Raw genomic sequence first — 17,589 nt, forward strand, 5'->3', positions numbered from 1 at the left:
CGTTTCGCGCGCCATTTGATGGCGACCGCCCTCACGCTGGGGGTTGCCTTCGTCGGGGGTATCGACACCGCGTCGGCCCAATCCCTCGAAGACGCGCTAGCGCAGGCCTATTCCAACAACCCGGCGCTCGCCGCCCAGCGCGCCCGTCAGCGCGCCGTGGACGAGAGCGTTCCGCAGGCCCTGTCCGGCTACCGTCCGACGGTGCGGGCGACGGCGGGCATCACCCGCAACGCCAGCAACAGCACCTTTCAGGGCGGCGAAACCGGCTCCGAGAACAACGCCAAGAGCGTTGGCGTCTCCGCCACCCAGCCGCTCTACGACGCGACCGTAGGTCCCGCCGTCCGCCGTGCCGAGCGCACCGTCGAGGCGCAGCGCGCCACGGTGCTCGCCAACGAGCAGCAGATCCTGCTGAACGCCGCGGCGGCCTATCTGGACGTCGTGCAGAACCAGGCGGTGCTGGAGCTTCAGGCCAACAACGAGCAGGTTCTCCGCCGCCAGCTCGACGCCGCCCGCGACCGCTTCCGCGTCGGCGAATACACCCGCACCGACGTCAGCCAGTCCGAATCGCGTCTGGCCGCCTCCATCGCCGCCCGCATCTCCGCGGAAGGCACGCTCCAGGCCTCGCGAGCGACCTACGAGCGCGTCGTCGGTTCGATGCCGGGCAAGCTGAAGGCGCCGAAGCCGAAGTTCAAGCTGCCGGGGACGCTCGACGAGGTCGTCGAGATGGCCCGCTCCAACAACCCGTCGGTGCTGTCGGCAACCTACACGGAAGCGGCGCAGCGCGAGGCGGTGGACCAGCAGTTCGGCCGCCTGCTCCCGTCGGCCAACCTGTCGGCCCAGGCCAACCGCACCATCGATGCCGGCCGTTCGTCGGGCATCGACATCAAGCGGCAGGACGGGGCCCAGCTCACCGCCCAGATCACCATCCCGCTCTATCAGGCCGGCCTGCCGGAAGCGCTGACCCGCGAGGCGAAGCACACGGCGAATCAGGCGCGCCTGCAGATCGACGACACCCGCCGCCAAGCGGTCGAGGCGGCGATCAGCGCGTGGCAGGGCCTGCAGGCCGCACGGGCGAGCATCGAGTCCTACAACTCCCAGATCCGGGCCGCCGAGATCGCGCTGGAAGGCGTGCGGCAGGAGGCCCAGGTCGGCTCGCGCACCGTGCTCGACGTTCTGAACCAGGAGCAGGAGCTGCTGAACGCCCGAGTCAACCTCGTCCGCGCCCAGCGGACGGAGATGGTCCAGGCCTTCACGGTCCTCGGCGCCATCGGCCAGTTGACGGCGCGGCAGCTCAACCTGCCGGTCCAGTATTACGACGCCGACACGCACTACAAGCAGGTGCGGAACAAGTGGATCGGAACCGGCGTGCCGGAGTGATCGCACTTGAAGTCCCCTTCCTGGGTGATCCTCCCCGGATGATCGAAACGGCCCGCCTCGGCGGGCCGTTTTTGTCTGGTGGCTTTTTACCCAGTCCTGCCCTAGTGTCCGCGTCAGGATGACGTCCCCGGGTTTGCCACGATGAGCGATAAAGGCCAGCAAGAACCGTCGATGGAGGAGATCCTCGCCTCCATCCGCCGCATCATCTCGGAGGACGGCGAACCCGCGAAGGCGGAAGCGGCGCCCCCTCCGCCGCCCCCACCACCACCTCCACCGCCGCCCCCTCCGCCGCCGCCGCCGCCACCTCCCATGGAGGATGACGACGACGACGTTCTGGAGCTCACCCAGATGCTCCAGGACGAGGGGCGGAGCGAGCCCGACGAGCCGGAGCCCGATCCTTGGCGCGACGAGCCGGTCTTCGGTGGAATGGCCGACCCGGAACCCGCGTTCCACGATCCGGACCCCGAACCGCCGCCCCCGCCGCCGCGGCCGGCGGTGAAGCGTCCGGCGCCGGCCTTCGACGATTTCGACGACGACGAGCCGCCGCCGCCGCGGCCGCGCATCCGTCCGTCGGATCTCGACGACGGGCTGATCTCCCGCCGGGTGGCCGAGGAATCGTCCCACCACTTCACGCATCTGGCGCGCCAGCTCGGCGATGACCTGTCCATTGGCCCGATGCCCGTCGGCATCCGCACCGTGGAGGAGGTGGTCCGCGAGCTGTTGAAGCCGCTGCTGAAGGAGTGGCTGGACGAGAACCTGCCGACCATCGTCGAACGGCTGGTGCAGCAGGAAATCGACCGGATGATCCGGCGCTCCCAGAAATTCTGAGCGGCGTCACGCCCGCCACGCATTCCGTTTGAATTCGTAAGCGAAAGTTCCTGGTGATGTTGGAAAAGACGTACCGGCCCGCCGAGGTCGAGGAAAAGCACTACCGGCTGTGGGAAGAGACGGGCGCGTTCGCGGCGAAGACCGAGTCGAACGGCAAGCCCTACACCATCATGATGCCGCCGCCGAACGTGACCGGCAGCCTGCACATGGGCCACGCGCTGACCTTCACGCTCCAGGACGTTCTGACCCGCTACAACCGGATGCGCGGGCGCGACGCCCTGTGGCAGCCCGGCACCGACCACGCCGGCATCGCGACCCAGATGGTCGTCGAACGGAATCTCGCCAAGGAAGGCAAGACGCGCCACGACTTCGGCCGCGATGCCTTCATCGACAAGGTGTGGGAGTGGAAGGCCGAATCGGGCGGCACCATCACCCGCCAGCTCCGCCGGCTGGGCGCCTCGCCCGACTGGCCGCGCGAGCGCTTCACCATGGACGAGGGGCTGAGCCGCGCCGTCCGCAAGGTGTTCGTGGAGCTGCACAAGCAGGGCCTGATCTACAAGGACAAGCGGCTGGTCAACTGGGACCCCAAGCTGCACACCGCCATCTCCGACCTGGAGGTCGAGCAGAAGGAGATCAAGGGCAACCTCTGGCACTTCCGCTACCCGATTGAAGGCGAGGCGGACCGCTTCATCGTGGTCGCCACCACGCGCCCCGAGACGATGCTGGGCGACACCGGCGTCGCCGTTCATCCGGAGGATGAGCGCTACAAGGACCTGATCGGCAAGAACGTCGTCCTGCCGCTGGTCGGCCGTTTGATCCCGATCGTCGGCGACGAGTACGCCGATCCGGAGACCGGCTCGGGTGCCGTGAAGATCACCCCGGCCCACGACTTCAACGACTTCGAGGTCGGACGGCGCAACAACCTCGCGGCCATCAACATCATGGACCGCGACGCCCGCATCACCGGCGACGAGGTCCCCGAGGCCTACCGCGGGCTCGACCGCTACGAGGCGCGCAAGAAGGTCGTGGCCGAGCTGGAGGCACTGGGCCTTCTTGAGAAGATCGAGCCGCACACCCACATGGTGCCGCACGGCGACCGCTCCGGCGTCGCCATCGAGCCCTGGCTGACCGACCAGTGGTACGTGGACGCCGCCACGCTCGCCAAGCCGGCCATCGAGGCCGTGGAAACCGGCAAGACCGTGTTCGTTCCCAAGCAGTGGGAGAACACCTATTTCGAGTGGATGCGCAACATCCAGCCCTGGTGCATCAGCCGCCAGATCTGGTGGGGCCATCAGATTCCCGCCTGGTACGGCCCGGACGGCCATTTCTTCGTCGAGGAGACCGAGGAGGCGGCCATCGCCGCGGCCAAGGCCCACTACGGCGAGGATGTGGCGCTGACCCGCGACCAGGACGTGCTGGACACCTGGTTCTCGTCGGCCCTGTGGCCCTTCTCCACGCTGGGCTGGCCGGACGAGACGCCGGAGCTGGCGCGCTATTACCCGACCGACGTGCTGGTGACGGGCTTCGACATCATCTTCTTCTGGGTCGCCCGGATGATGATGATGGGTCTGCACTTCATGAAGGACGTGCCCTTCCGGACGGTCTACATCCACGCCCTGGTCCGCGACGAGAAGGGCCAGAAGATGTCGAAGTCCAAGGGCAACGTCATCGACCCGCTGGAACTGATCGACCAGTACGGCACCGACGCCCTGCGCTTCACCCTGACGGCCATGGCCGCCCAGGGCCGCGACATCAAGCTGGCGGTCAGCCGCGTCGAGGGTTATCGCAACTTCGCGACGAAGCTGTGGAACGCCGCACGCTACACCCAGATGAACGGGGTGGCCCCGGTCCCCGGCTTCAAGCCGGTGGGATTGACCCAGACGGTGAACCGCTGGATCGTCGGCGCCCTGGCGGAGGCCGCGAAGAAGGTCGGCGAGTCCATCGAGGCCTACAAGTTCAACGAGGCCGCCAACACCGCCTACGCCTTCACCTGGGGCACCTTCTGCGACTGGTACCTGGAGTTCACCAAGCCGATCCTGAACGGCGCGGACGAGGCCGCCATCGCCGAGACGCGGGCGACCACCGCCTGGGTGCTGGACGAGATCCTGCACATGCTCCACCCGCTGATGCCCTTCATCACCGAGGAGCTGTGGGAGCAGCTGTCCACCGACCGGGCCAACCGCCTGATCTCCGCCCACTGGCCGGATCATGGCGCGGAGCTGGTCGATCCGGCCGCCCGCGACGAGATGGATTGGGTGGTGCGGGCGATCTCCTCGGTCCGCTCCATGCGGTCGGAGATGAACGTGCCGCCCGCGGCGCAGATCGAGCTGAAGCTGAAGGACGCCGGTCCGGAGAGCCTGAGGCGGCTGGACACGCACCGCGACCTGATCCTGCGCATGGGCCGTCTGGCCAGCGCCGAGCCGCTGTCCGGTCCGGTGCCGAAGAGCGCCGTTCAGGCCGTGCTCGACGAGGCCACGCTGATCCTGCCGCTGGAAGGCATCGTCGACCTCGACAAGGAGCGGGCGCGCCTGACCAAGGAGATCGAGAAACTGTCCGGCGAGATCAAGAAGATCGACGCCAAGCTGTCGAACGAGCAGTTCGTCGCCAAGGCGCCGGAAGAGGTGATCGAAGAGCAGCGCGACCGCCGCGACACCGCGGAGCAGGCCCGCGACAAACTGCAGAAGGCGCTGGAGATGCTGGCCGCGTAAGGCCGGTCATCCAGACCAAAAAGTGAGAAAGGGCAGGGGCTTCGGCTCCTGCCCTTTTGTTTTGTCTGAAGAACGCCCGATAGCCTGATGCCTTAAATCTTGATGGAAGAGACGAAACGGTCAGCGTCGGCTTCGAGCTGCCGGAGTTCGTCCGCCAACTGCGCGGCGGAGTAGATCATCTCGATGGCCGACTTGCCGGTTTCCGCGGCGGTGATCGCCATGGTGCTGACGCTCTCGGTCACCTCGTGGGTGTTGTCGTTGGCCCGGCCCACCGCGCCGACGATCTCCTCGGTCTGTTCGAGCTGGTTGCGCACGGCGGCGGACACGTCCTCCGACAGGTGGGCGACCTCTTCCACGGTGGTCCGGATGGCCCGGATCGCCTCGACGACCGAGCCGGTGGCCTCCTGGATGGCGCCGACCTGACCCGCTATGTCCTCGGTCGCCTTGGCGGTCTGGTTGGCCAGCACCTTCACCTCCGACGCGACGACGGCGAAGCCCTTGCCGGCCTCTCCGGCGCGGGCGGCCTCGATGGTTGCGTTCAGCGCCAGGAGGTTCGTCTGTCCGGCGATGTCGTTGATCAACCGGACGATTTCCCCGATCCGCTGCGAACTGTCGGCCAGCGCCGCCACCGCCGAGTCGCTCTGCCGGGCGTGGTCCACGGCGCGGCGGATGGCCGTGCTGGAGGTGGTCACCCGCCCGCCGATCTCGCCGATGGAGGCGGAGAGGGTGCGCGACACGTTGTTGACGATGCCGACCACCTCGGAGGTCTGCTCGGCCTTCTCCGACGTGTCGAGGGCCTGCTCCTTCATCTTCTCCGCCGTGTCGCGCAGGATGTGGGCGCCGTTGCGGATCTGGTCGGCGGCGTGGCTGACCGTGTGGAGCACCCGCCCGAAGGCCGAGTCGAAGTCGTGGGCGATGGCGCGCAGCGCGGTTTCCCGCTCCTCCTCCGCGCGCCGCTCGGCCCGGCGGGACTCCTGCTCCAGCTCATGCGTGCGCTGAAGATTCTCCTTGAACACGCTGACGGCGCGGGCCATCGCGCCGATCTCGTCGCGCCGCCCGGTTTCCGGCACGGTGGCCGTCCGGTCGCCGCCGGCCAGCCGTTCCATCACGCCCTCGATCAGGCGCAGGGGCCGGGTGATGCTGCGGGCGACGAGCAGGCTGATGATCGCGAAGCCGACCAGCAGGACGGAGCCGACCTGCAGCACGTTGGCGATCACCTCGCCGCGCACCCGGTTCTGCGTCTCCACCGCCCCGGCCATGCCGGCATTGGCCGACTCCAGCAGGGCTTCGAAACGCGGCACCATGGCCTGGAAGGCGTCGTTGAAGGTCTGCACCTCGGCCCGGAAGGCCTTGGTGGCGTCGACGAACCGGCCGAGGTCCGTGCGGTAGGTGCGCGCCTGCTTCTCCAGCTTGGTCTGGGTCGCCGTGTCCAGGCCCGAGTCGGCGAGGAAGAAGGTGAATTCGTTGAACGCCTTGCGGTGGCCGGACAGAAGCGATTCGTCGCTGTAGATGATGAAGTCCTTCTCCATCTTCCGCATGGATTCCATGCGGCCGGTCAGCTTGTCGGCGTTCGGCCACTGCTTCAGCTCGTCCTCGATGGCGCGGGCCGAGGCGCGCAGGACGCCGCGCAGACCGCTGTCGTCGGACAGGCCCAGTTCCTTTGCCCGCGCAACGACCGAGGAGAAGCGCTCCTTCAGCGTGCCGATGCCCTGCGACAGATGGTCCAGCTCTTCCTGCGGCAGGCGTTCCACGCCGCGCTCCTTGAGGTTGTCCAGCAGGTGGGAGGCCTCCTCCGCGTTCTTCGCAAAGGCCTCGGCCGCCGTCTCGTCCCGGTCGGCCACGAAGCGCAGCGCCTGGAAGCGAAGGCGGCTGGCCCGGCGCTCGATGGCCGCCGTGTGCTCGTAGGCGTCGCGGAACTGGTCCAGTTCGGCGGTCGCCTCGAACATGCGTTGGGCGCCGACGGTGACCGTTCCGCCCAGCAGGCCCAAGGTGACCACGGACGCGGCGACCAGCAGCGCGATTCGCGTGCCGATGGAAATGTTCGACAGCATATGCGGTAAATCCTTGGTTGCGCCGCGGACCTTACCCGCCGCCGAAGACGCCGCTGTTACGGATTGATGGCGGATTCGTTACCGTGCCGTCGCCCTCTGGGCATCGTGGACAACCGTCCGTATCTAGAAGCCACTGAAAATCGAAAGGGGAGGTCGGCTGTTGTCCTTCGTGCTGTCGAAGCTGCTGTGGCTCCTGGTCTCGCCGGGCAATCTGCTCGTGCTGATCCTCACCGCCGGGACGGCGCTGCTGTTCATCCGCCGTCTGGCGCATTGGGGGCGGCGGCTGGTCGTGGCGGTAACCGTGGGCTTCGTCATCGTCATGGTCACGCCGATCGCCTCCTGGGTGGCGCTGCCGCTGGAGGAGCGCTTTCCCCGCCCCGAGCTGCCGGAGCGGGTGGACGGCATCATCATGCTGGGCGGGGCGGTGAACCCGCCGATCACTCTCGACCGCGGCGAGCCGTCCCTCAACGACGCGGCGGAGCGTGTCCTGGGGTTTGCCGAGCTGATCCGACGCTATCCCCAGGCGCATGCGGTGTTCACCGGCGGCTCGGGGCGGCTGGCCGGGCAGGACGCTCTGGAACTGCGGGAGGATCTGGCGGTCCGCGGCGCGCTGCGGCAGGTCGGGATCGACCCGGACCACGTGACCTACGAGAACGAGTCCCGCAACACCTGGGAGAACGCCCTGTTCAGCCAGCGGCTCGTCCGGCCGAAGCCGGGAGAGACCTGGGTCTTGGTAACCTCGGCCATGCACATGCCGCGGTCGGTCGGCATCTTCCGGCAGGTCGGCTGGGAGGTGATTCCCTATCCGGTCGATTACCGCACGCGCCTCGGCGGGCGCCCCTTCGTCCGCTTCGAGTTCGACAAGCAGATCGACGCGCTTCAGGACCCGATCCGCGAATGGATCGGCCTCGTCGCCTACCGCCTGATGGGGCGGACCGACTCGCTGTTTCCGGGTCCCGCCCATGAGCGCAACGCAGCGCCGGCGGGCTCCTGACGGGCGTTGCGCGGTTGGCGCGGGGAGGTAACTCGGCTAGAGTGGCGCCACCAGATTTAGCGGGGTGGGACCATGCGACGCGCGCATATGCTGAGGGGGGCGGTCGTGCTCGCAGGGGCACTGACGCTCGCCGCCTGTGCGTCCGCGCCGCCCGCGCCATCCTTGTCCGGACTGCCGCGCAGCGGCGTCTACAAGGTGGGCAAGCCTTATCAGGTCAACGGCGTCTGGTATTATCCCGCCGAGGATTACTCCTACAGCGAAACCGGGATCGCCTCCTGGTATGGGCCGGGATTCCACCAAAAGGTCACCGCCAACGGCGAGGTTTACGACCAAAATGAGCTGACGGCCGCGCACAAGACCTTGCCCATGCCAAGCCTCGTGCGCGTCACCAATCTCGACAACGGCCGGTCGCTGGTTGTTCGCATCAACGACCGCGGCCCCTACGCCAACGGGCGAATCATCGACATGTCGCGGCGCGGCGCGCAATTGCTTGGGTTCGAAGGCACGGGCACGGCCAAGGTGCGTGTCCAGATTCTGGCCGAGGAAAGCCGCGCGGTCGCCGCCGCGGCCCGCCAGGGCACGCCGGCTCCGATGCTGGCGGAACTGGACGGCCCGCCGCCGAAGGCCGCCCCGCGCGGCTCGGTGGAGGTCAGCGGCGCCGTCCGCCCGACACCCGCCGCGGTCACCCGCGCCCCGGTGCCGCCGCCCACGACGGTGGCCGGCGACATGGTGGACGGCCGCTTCGTTCCGGCCCCGGTGGTCGCCGAGCTGCCGGTGAAGCCCTACGAACAGATCTACGTCCAGGTCGGCGCCTTCGGCAGCCAGGACAACGTCACCCGCGTGCGCGCCCGTCTGGCCTCGCTCGGCCAACCGGCCCAGGTCACCCAGACAGTTGCCGGACGGCAGCGGCTGCAGCGGGTGAGGGTGGGGCCGCTGGCCAGCGTGGAGTCCGCCGACGCCGTTTTGAACCAGATCCTCCAAGCCGGCCTTACCGACGCCAAAATCGTGGTTGATTGATCTCCCGCGAGCCCAGTCCAAGCTTGGCCCGGCACCGGGCCTCGTTCCGTTTCACGTCTTGTCCAGTCCGCGTTTCGAAGGGAGTTGTCATGGTCGCTGTCGTCCGCACCCGCGTTGCCCGCACCCGTTTCGCCATGGGCCTTGCGGTCGCGCTGTTCGCGGCGGGGGTGGGGCCGGTGGCTCACGCCGCCAGCATCGAAACCATCGCCAAGCAGGCGATCCTGGTCGATATCACCTCGAACACCGTGCTGTTCGAGAAGAACCCGGATCAGCGCATGGCGCCGTCCTCGATGAGCAAGATCATGACGATGTACATGGTCTTCGATTCCATCAAGGAGGGCCGGCTGACGCTGGACAGCACGCTGCCGGTGTCGGAACGCGCGTGGCGGATGCAGGGCTCCAAGATGTTCGTGGAGCTGCACAACAACATCAAGGTCGACGACCTCATCAAGGGCGTGATCGTGCAGTCGGGCAACGACGCCTGCATCGTCTTCGCCGAAGGTCTCGCCGGCTCCGAATCGGCTTTTGCCGAGCGCATGAACAAGCGCGCCCGCGACTTGGGGCTGAAGGACACCAATCTGACCAACGCGACGGGCTGGCCCGACCCGAACCACTACATGACCGCCCGCGACCTCTCGATCCTGGCCGAGCATCTGATCAAGGACTTCCCGGAATACTACCACTACTACTCGATCCGGGAGTTCAAGTACCACGGCATCAACCAGGGCAACCGCAACCCGCTGCTCTACCGCGGCATGGACGTGGACGGCATGAAGACCGGCCACACCGAGGCCGGCGGCTACGGCCTGACCGCCTCGGCGGAGCGGGAAGGGCGCCGTCTCGTCCTGGTGGTCAACGGCCTGCCGAGCATGCAGGCCCGCGCCGACGAATCGGCCCGGCTGATCGAGTGGGGCTTCCGCGAATTCGCCACCTACGCCCTGTTCAAGGCGGGCGAGACGGTCGATCAGGTGCCGCTCTGGCTGGGCGCGCAGGACAGCGTGCCGGTCACCGTGCCGGAGGACATGAAGGTCACCATGGCGCGCGCCGACCGCAGCGGCATGAAGGTGTCGCTGGTCAGCAACGCCCCGGTCGCCGCGCCGGTGAAGAAGGGCGACGTGGTCGGCAAGGTGGTGGTCTCCGCGCCGGGCTTCCCGGGCAAGGAGTTCCCGGTGGTCGCCGCCCAGGACGTGGAGAAGCTGGGCTTCGTGGGCCGCGCCCTGGCGGCGGCGAAGTTCCTCATTTTCGGGGCGAGCTGATTGGTGTAAGCCGGCCCGTCACCGCCGGAATCCGGAACGCGGCGGGCCTCATCACCATCGGGAGCAGACCATGACGCGCGGGCGGTTCATCACGCTGGAGGGCGGCGAAGGGGCGGGCAAGACCACCCAGATCCGCCTGCTCGCCGACGCGCTGATCGGTTGGGGGAAGCGGGTCGTTCTGACCCGCGAGCCCGGCGGCTCGCCGGGGGCGGAGGAGATCCGCGGTCTCCTGGTCTCCGGGGAGACCGGGCGCTGGGGTCCGGTGACCGAGGCGCTGCTGCACACCGCCGCCCGCCGCGACCATCTGGAGCGCACCGTCTGGCCGGCTTTGGAGGCCGGTCACTGGGTGATCTGCGACCGCTTCTTCGACAGCACGATGGCCTATCAGGGCTATGGGCTGGGGCTGGGGCGCGAGCTGGTCGCCACGCTCCAAACTGCGGCCCTGGGCGACTTCCGGCCCGACCTGACGCTGATCCTCGACTTGCCGGTGGAGGACGGACTGGCCCGCGCCGCCGCCCGCCGCGGCGGGGAGGACCGCTACGAGCGCATGGACGTCGCCTTCCACCACCGCCTGCGCGAGGGCTTCCTCGACATCGCCGCACGCGAGCCGGAGCGTTGCGCGGTCGTCGACGCTGGCCACCCCGTCGAAGCGGTCCAGGCGGCTATTCTCGACCATGTGACCCGCCGCCTGGGAGCGTCCTGAGGTGAGCCGCGCCCGCGCGCCCGAGCCTGTCGCGGAGGAGGACGCCCTCGCCCCGCGCCGCAACCCCGAACTGACCGGTCACGAGGACGCTGAGCGCCTGCTGCTCGACGCCTGGAACTCCGGGCGGCTTCCGCACGCCTGGCTGATCGGCGGTCCACCGGGAATCGGCAAGGCGACCTTGGCCTTCCGCTTCGCCCGCTTCGTCCTGTCCCAGGGGCACGAGCCGCCGGACGCCGGCCTGTTCGGCGCGCCGCCGCCACCGGCCACGCTGGCGCTGCCCCCGGACGCCCCGGTCTTCCGCCGCGTCGCGTCGGGCGGTCACGCCGACCTGCTGACCGTCGAACGCCAACGCGACGAGAAGCGCGACCGGCTGAAGCGCGACATTGCCGTGGACGACGTTCGCAAGATCGGCCCGTTCCTGCGCAAGACCGCCGCCGAGGGCGGCTGGCGCGTCGCTGTGATCGACGGCGCGGATCGAATGAATCTCAGTGGCTTGAACGCCATTCTTAAGATTTTGGAGGAGCCGCCGCCGGGTGCCCTGCTGCTTCTGGTCAGCGACAATCCCGGCGGCATGCTGCCCACCATCCGGTCCCGCTGCCGCAAGCTCACGCTTCAACCGCTTCCTGAGGAAACGGTCCTCAACCTTTTGATCCAGCATCGACCGGACCTCGGCAGTGAGGACCGGGCGGCGCTCGCCCGGCTGGCGGAGGGCAGCATTGGGCGGGCCATCGGGCTGGCCGAGGCCGGCGGGCTGGACCTCTACCGGGAACTGGTTGGTCTGCTTGGCACCCTGCCGCGGCTGGACATCGCCGCCGCCCACGCCTTCGGCGACAAGCTGACCCGCAAGCAGGATGACGGTCTCTATGAGACGGCCACCGACCTGCTCGTCTGGTGGCTGGCCCGTTTCGTCCGGTCGCTGGCCCGCGGCGCCTGGCCGGCGGAGGTGGTGGCCGGGGAGGCCGCCCTGATGACCCGTCTGGCCAACGCCCGCGGCCTTGAACGTTGGGTGGAGGTGTGGGAAAAGGTCCAACGCCACTTCGCCCGTGCGGAATCCGCCAATCTCGACCGCAAACAGGTGGTCTTGAACGCCTTGGCGACGCTGGAAGCGGCTGCTACTTAACACGGACGACACACCACGCCCACCCGGACCGGCGACGCGCCGGGCCGGCGCATTCTCGGGAGAGCCTCTGACATGACCGGGTCGAAGACCTTTTACCTGACGACTCCGATCTACTATGTGAACGACGTGCCCCACATCGGGCATGCGTACACCACGCTCGCCTGCGACGTGCTGGCCCGCTTCATGCGGCTGGACGGCTATGACGTTAAGTTCCTCACCGGCACCGACGAGCACGGCCAGAAGGTGGAGAAGTCCGCCATGAACGCCGGCATCGCGCCGCAGGAGTTTACCGACCGCGTGTCGAAGAACTTCCGCGACCTCGTCGCGCTGATGAATTTCTCCAACGACGACTTCATCCGCACCACCGAACCGCGGCACATCGCGTCGGTGCAGGAGCTGTGGCGCCGTCTGGAATCGGCCGGCGAGATCTATCTCGGCAGCTACGCCGGCTGGTACTCGGTGCGCGACGAGGCCTTCTACGGCGAGGACGAGCTGACCACGTCGCCGGCCGGCAAGAAGATCGCCCCGACCGGCGCCGAGTGCGAGTGGGTGGAGGAGCCGTCCTATTTCTTCCGCCTGTCGGCCTGGCAGGACCGCCTGCTGGAGTTCTACGAGCAGAATCCGGACTTCATCGCCCCCGCCGGCAAGCGCAACGAGGTCGTCGCCTTCGTGAAGTCGGGGCTGAAGGACCTGTCGGTCAGCCGCACCACCTTCAAGTGGGGCATCCCGGTGCCGGGCAACCCCGACCACATCATGTATGTGTGGCTGGACGCCCTGGCCAACTACATCACCGCGGTCGGCTTCCCGGACGAGAGCGGCGAGTACGCCAAATACTGGCCGGCCAACCTGCACATGGTCGGCAAGGACATCCTGCGCTTCCACGCCGTCTACTGGCCGGCCTTCCTGATGGCCGCCAAGCTGGCCCCGCCGAAGCGCGTCTTCGCGCACGGATGGTGGACCATCGAAGGCCAGAAGATGTCGAAGTCGCTGGGCAACGTCATCGCGCCGGAAACTCTGGTCAACACCTACGGCCTTGACCAGACCCGCTACTTCCTGCTGCGCGAGGTGCCCTTCGGCAACGACGGCGACTTCTCGCACAAGCAGATGGTCCAGCGGATCAACGGCAACCTCGCCAACGATTACGGGAACCTCGTGCAGCGCTCCCTGTCGATGATCGGCAAGAACTGCGGGGCCGCCGTGCCGCAGCCTGGCGCCTTCACGGAAGCCGACGACGCGCTGCTCGGCGCCGCCCGCAACCTGCTGCCGATCGTCCGTGCGGAGATCCAGTCGCAGTCCTTCCACAAGGCGCTGGACGCCATCTGGGCGGTGATCGGCGACGGCAACCGCTATGTGGACGAGCAGGCCCCCTGGGCTCTGAAGAAGACCGATCCGGCGCGCATGGCCACGGTGCTGTACGTGCTGGCCGAGACCATCCGCCACCTCGCCATCCTGACCCAGCCGATCATGCCGGAAGCCTCGGCCAAGATCCTGGACCAGCTGGCGCAGGGGCCGGAAGCCCGCGGGTTCGACCGGCTGGGAGCGGGCGGGGCGCTGGTCCCCGGCACGCCGCTGCCGGCGCCGCAGGGCGTGTTCCCGCGCTACGTGGACGAAGCGAAGAGCTGAGAAACGATGCTGGTCGATAGCCACTGCCATCTCGACTTTCCCGACTTCGCCGAAGAGCTGGACGCGGTCGTCGACCGCGCCCGGCAGGCGGGGGTGGGGCGGATGGTGACCATCTGCACCTACCTGTCGCGCTTCGACCGCATCCTCGCGGTCGCCGAGCGGTACGACGACGTCCTGTGCTCGCTCGGCGTCCACCCGCATCAGGCGGCGGAGGAGATCGCCGGGGTGACGGTCGAGCGCCTCGTCGAACTGGCGAAGCACCCGAAGGTGATCGGGCTGGGCGAGACCGGGCTCGACTACTTCTACGACAAGAGCCCGCGGGACGTTCAGCAGGAGTGCTTCCGCCGGCACATCCGGGCCAGCCTTGAGACCGGCCTGCCGCTGATCGTGCACACCCGCGACGCCGACGACGACACCATGCGGATCGTCCGCGAGGAGGCCGCCGGACAGCCGGTCAACGGCTTGCTGCACTGCTTCAGCTCCGGGCGGCAACTCGCTGAAGACGCTCTGGATTTCGGCTTCTGCATCTCCCTGTCCGGGATCGTCACCTTCAAGAAGTCGGAGGACCTCCGCGCCATCGTGAGGGACGTCCCGCTGGACCGGATCCTGGTGGAGACGGACGCGCCCTATCTGGCACCGGTGCCGTTCCGCGGCAAGCGCAACGAGCCGGCCTACGTCGCCCACACCGCGGCCTGCGTCGCCGAGGTCAAAGGTGTGGACGCGGCGGAGATGGCCCGGATCTCCACCGAGAACTTCTTCCGTCTGTTCCCGCGCGCCGGAACGGCCCAACAGGCCGCCGCATGACCGCACAACGGGTCACGATCCTCGGCTGCGGCGGATCGCGGGGCGTCCCCGTGATCGGCCTCGGCTGGGGCTCCTGTGACCCGGCGAACCCGAGGAACCACCGGATGCGCCCGTCCGTCCTGGTGGAGTGGGAGCGTGACGGGAGCGGGCAGGGCGGTGGCGTCGGCGTCCTGGTCGATACCTCGCCGGACCTCCGCCAACAGCTGCTCAACGCCGATGTGCGGCGGCTCGACGCCGTGCTGTGGACACACCAGCACGCCGACCATGCCCATGGCATCGACGAATTGCGGGAACTCTGCCGGGCGATGCACGCGCCCATCGACGCCTACGGCCGCGCCGATGATCTGGCCGAATTGGAGCGGCGTTTCGGCTACTGTTTCGAACCCTTGCGTCCCGGCGATCCCTTCTACCGCCCGGTGCTGACGCCGCGCGCGGTGGAAGGTCCGTTCGAGGTGCGCGGTCACCGGATCGTGCCGTTCGACCAGGATCACGGCTACTTGAAGACCCTCGGCTATCGGTTTGATAAATTTGCTTATTCAACCGATGTTGTGAGATTGGATGAAGACGCCTTCGCGGCGTTGGAAGGCGTCGAGGTCTGGGTGGTCGACTGCGCGCGGATCGAGCCGCCGCACCCGGTCCACGCCCATCTCGCCCTCACTCTGGAGTGGATTGCGCGGGTGCGCCCCAAGCGGGCCTATCTGACGCACATGGACCAGACCATGGACTACGACACGCTCCGCCGGCTGCTTCCCGCCGGTGTCGAGCCCGCCTATGACGGGCTCGTCATCGAGCTTTGACCGGGCGGTTTGATGACGGATGGGGCAGGGGGGACCGTCAGTCGTCCGGCATGATGAGGCCCAGCCGACCGGCGATGAAACGGTCCGCGGCCGCCCTGGCCGCCTGATCGGCCGTCTGGGGATTCAGCCTGAACTTTTCCCTGTAAAGCTTTGATGTGGCGGAGATGGCCGTGGGCAGGGCGTGCACCGCGGCGCGGTACTCCTTCTCCGGCCAGACCTCGAAATCGCTCCAGGACCGGAAGGCGGCCACGGCCTTTCCGCGCTGCTCGGCCATCTTCCTGGCTTCGGCGGACATCGGCGATTCCAGAAGGGTGCTGGGCACCAGCGACGCCTGAAGATCGTCCACCTCGAACTGGCGCTCGTAGCCGTGACGGATGCTGCCGCGCTCCACCAGGGCCGGTTCGATGGCCGGATCCATGTGGGCGGAGACGGATTTCCATTCCGACAGATCGAACACCGAGGACGGCGGATTGCACAGTCCGGGCGTCTCGTCGCGCGCGTTGCCCCAGAAGGCCCCGAAGGCTTCGAAGGCCGGCTGCCCGTGCTTGGTGAACAGGAAGCAGGGCGCGTCCATCTCCGTGGTCGACAGGACGTGGCGCAGGAACAGCAACAGCGTGCCGAGCGGGGCGCTCGGAACGTCGCCGAGATTCGCCATCTCCTCATGGAGATAGGGATCCTTCGGAAGATCCTGGTTCAGGATTTCATCGACAAGCCCGCGCACGGTGGCGTCCTTGTCGGGCACCGCCACCGTGCCGCTTTGGTAGAGATAGACCAGCCATGCCTTCGCCGGCGCGCCGCTGTGACGCTGAAGCGCCGCAGCGGCGGCCTTGGCGTCCTTCGGGATGCCGGCGACGATCGCGGCCAGTTTCTTCTGGGCCGTCGAATTCTGGGCGGCGAGTTCGGCGGCGCGGGCCTCATAGAGGGCGCGGCAGGCCGGGATGGCCGACTTGTCGGCGCAGGCGCCGTCACGTGCGGTCAGGAACGCCTTCTGCGCGCGCTCGATGGTGTCCCGGCCGTCGGCCGGCGTGTTTCCCAAGGTGTCGCGCAGGAGCGCCGCCAAATCCTCGGCGGCGACCTTCAGATCGGCGCTCGCGCAAATGGTCCGGTCCGCGCGACCGGCCGGCTTGGTACAATCCAGTGGCGTCTGGGCCGAGGCGGCGAAAGGAATCAGACACAGCGACAGCACGGGGCCGAAAAGCCACGAGGAACGAGGCATAAAGCGCAGCCTTCATGGAGGGAATGGATGCGGGAACGAACCGCGACGATAGTCCATCGGCTTGAACGCCGGAAGGGACGGATTGGTGCCCTACTCGCTTCCTTCTGGTCTTATTTTCCATAATACAGATTATATGATCGATCATTGCCGCCAAGCGTCCGTCCCTCCACCCTTGGCGTTGCCCAAAATGCACGCTACATAAATCGCAGTTTATAGCCAACGGTCAGGTTCCGGTGAAGGACGCCTACGCGCCGATGACATGGCGATTGCGATGTTCCGCAGCGCTGCTCGCCGCTGCCATTGGAGGCGCTACGACCGCCTGGACCGGCCACGCCGACGCGGCGTCCGACGCCGCCGCGGAAAGCGAGACCGTTCCAGCACAGACACTGCCCACACCGGACGGACCGCCTGTTCCTGCCGTGCCCGATCTGACGGCCTTGCGAACGGCCCTGGCGGAGTTTCATTGCGCCGAACTCGATGTCGCCATCGGCGAGGACCAGCGGGTCGCGATCTCCGGCCTGACCGCGGGCGACACCGATCCGGACAGTCTCGCACTGCTCGCCCAGGACCTTCTGACCGGCCAGCGGGCCGCCGTCGAGATCGAGCGCACGTCCCCTGCCCTGTGCGATCCCCTGACCCTGATCGGCCCGCTGCGGTCGGCCAACGCCGGATTGGCCGCTCCCTTGTCGATCCACCTCAAGGGAACGACCGGATTTCTGTTCGAAGGCGGCCAGAATCTGATGTTCGACGTCGCGGCCCCCGATTTTCCGGCCTATCTGCAGGTGGACTATTTCACGTCGGATGGCGACGTGATCCATCTGTTGCCCAATCCATTGGAAATCAGCGGCCGCGTGGAGTCCGGCTCGGTTCGCCGGTTGGGTGAGCGCGGTGCCGGCGGGCGCTTCTGGACCGTTGGGCCGCCTTACGGCCATGAACTGATTGTCGTGATCGCCAGCCCCACACCGCTGTTCGCCGCGCCGCGCCCCGAAGCCGAGGCGGCGGCGTCCTACCTGCCCGCGCTGAAACAGGCTTTGGACTCCGCTGCACCCGCCACCGTCGCCACCGCGCGCTTCCTCAAAACCAGAGCGCCCTGAA

The 17,589-nt window shown here is 67.8% G+C and carries 14 protein-coding genes; 12 read left to right on the forward strand and 2 right to left on the reverse strand.

Features of this window, described 5'->3' with window-relative positions; all coding sequences use genetic code 11:
* Positions 1 to 18 precede the first annotated feature (18 nt).
* From TSH58p_RS04570 to TSH58p_RS04580, 3 genes are all read left to right on the forward strand, one after another.
* Positions 19 to 1,377: a TolC family outer membrane protein gene (locus TSH58p_RS04570; protein ID WP_247874285.1), complete on the forward strand. Its 1,359-nt coding sequence runs from the start codon at positions 19 to 21 to the stop codon at positions 1,375 to 1,377.
* A gap of 141 nt (positions 1,378 to 1,518) precedes the next feature.
* A complete protein-coding gene (locus TSH58p_RS34520) occupies positions 1,519 to 2,205 on the forward strand; it encodes a DUF2497 domain-containing protein (protein WP_109469148.1) in 687 nt (228 codons plus the stop codon).
* Between the two features lie 56 nt (positions 2,206 to 2,261).
* Positions 2,262 to 4,913, forward strand: coding sequence for a valine--tRNA ligase (locus TSH58p_RS04580; protein WP_199230179.1), 2,652 nt, complete (start codon positions 2,262 to 2,264; stop codon positions 4,911 to 4,913).
* Positions 4,914 to 5,005: 92 nt separating this feature from the next.
* Here TSH58p_RS04580 and TSH58p_RS04585 read toward each other — a convergent pair whose 3' ends face one another.
* On the reverse strand, positions 5,006 to 6,964 hold the full coding sequence (locus TSH58p_RS04585; protein ID WP_109071209.1) for a methyl-accepting chemotaxis protein: 1,959 nt from the start codon (positions 6,962 to 6,964) through the stop codon (positions 5,006 to 5,008).
* Between the two features lie 169 nt (positions 6,965 to 7,133).
* Between TSH58p_RS04585 and TSH58p_RS04590 the strand changes: the two genes are divergently transcribed.
* The 8 genes from TSH58p_RS04590 (at position 7,134) to TSH58p_RS04625 (ending at position 15,278) form a co-directional block, all read left to right on the forward strand.
* Positions 7,134 to 7,958 (forward strand): YdcF family protein, encoded by an 825-nt coding sequence (locus TSH58p_RS04590; RefSeq protein ID WP_247874157.1) that lies wholly within the window; start codon positions 7,134 to 7,136, stop codon positions 7,956 to 7,958.
* Positions 7,959 to 8,063: 105 nt separating this feature from the next.
* Positions 8,064 to 8,975 carry a septal ring lytic transglycosylase RlpA family protein gene (locus TSH58p_RS04595; RefSeq protein ID WP_247874153.1) on the forward strand — a complete coding sequence of 304 codons (912 nt, stop codon included), beginning with the start codon at positions 8,064 to 8,066 and terminating at the stop codon, positions 8,973 to 8,975.
* Positions 8,976 to 9,064: 89 nt separating this feature from the next.
* Positions 9,065 to 10,231, forward strand: coding sequence for a D-alanyl-D-alanine carboxypeptidase family protein (locus TSH58p_RS04600; protein WP_109071212.1), 1,167 nt, complete (start codon positions 9,065 to 9,067; stop codon positions 10,229 to 10,231).
* A 70-nt stretch (positions 10,232 to 10,301) separates the two neighbouring features.
* A complete protein-coding gene (gene tmk, locus TSH58p_RS04605; RefSeq protein ID WP_109071213.1) occupies positions 10,302 to 10,934 on the forward strand; it encodes a dTMP kinase in 633 nt (210 codons plus the stop codon).
* 1 nt (position 10,935) lies between these two features.
* Positions 10,936 to 12,054, forward strand: a complete 1,119-nt coding sequence (locus tag TSH58p_RS04610; protein WP_109071214.1) for a DNA polymerase III subunit delta' — start codon at positions 10,936 to 10,938, stop codon at positions 12,052 to 12,054.
* A gap of 72 nt (positions 12,055 to 12,126) precedes the next feature.
* Positions 12,127 to 13,677 (forward strand): methionine--tRNA ligase, encoded by a 1,551-nt coding sequence (gene metG, locus TSH58p_RS04615; protein ID WP_109071215.1) that lies wholly within the window; start codon positions 12,127 to 12,129, stop codon positions 13,675 to 13,677.
* Positions 13,678 to 13,683: 6 nt separating this feature from the next.
* A complete protein-coding gene (locus TSH58p_RS04620; protein WP_109071216.1) occupies positions 13,684 to 14,481 on the forward strand; it encodes a TatD family hydrolase in 798 nt (265 codons plus the stop codon).
* Entirely contained in the window at positions 14,478 to 15,278 is an 801-nt protein-coding gene (locus TSH58p_RS04625) for an MBL fold metallo-hydrolase (RefSeq protein ID WP_109071217.1), read from the forward strand. The genes TSH58p_RS04620 and TSH58p_RS04625 overlap by 4 nt, the downstream gene beginning before the upstream one ends.
* A 37-nt stretch (positions 15,279 to 15,315) precedes the next feature.
* Here the strand turns inward: TSH58p_RS04625 and TSH58p_RS04630 are convergent, their stop codons facing one another.
* Positions 15,316 to 16,494, reverse strand: coding sequence for a lysozyme inhibitor LprI family protein (locus tag TSH58p_RS04630; protein WP_109071218.1), 1,179 nt, complete (start codon positions 16,492 to 16,494; stop codon positions 15,316 to 15,318).
* Positions 16,495 to 16,727: 233 nt separating this feature from the next.
* On the opposite strand from TSH58p_RS04630, the gene TSH58p_RS04635 reads away from it, so the two are divergent.
* Entirely contained in the window at positions 16,728 to 17,588 is an 861-nt protein-coding gene (locus TSH58p_RS04635; protein ID WP_109469149.1) for a DUF4384 domain-containing protein, read from the forward strand.
* The last annotated feature ends 1 nt before the right edge of the window (position 17,589 follow it).

It is taken from the genome of Azospirillum sp. TSH58 (assembly GCF_003119115.1).
Lineage (GTDB): Bacteria > Pseudomonadota > Alphaproteobacteria > Azospirillales > Azospirillaceae > Azospirillum.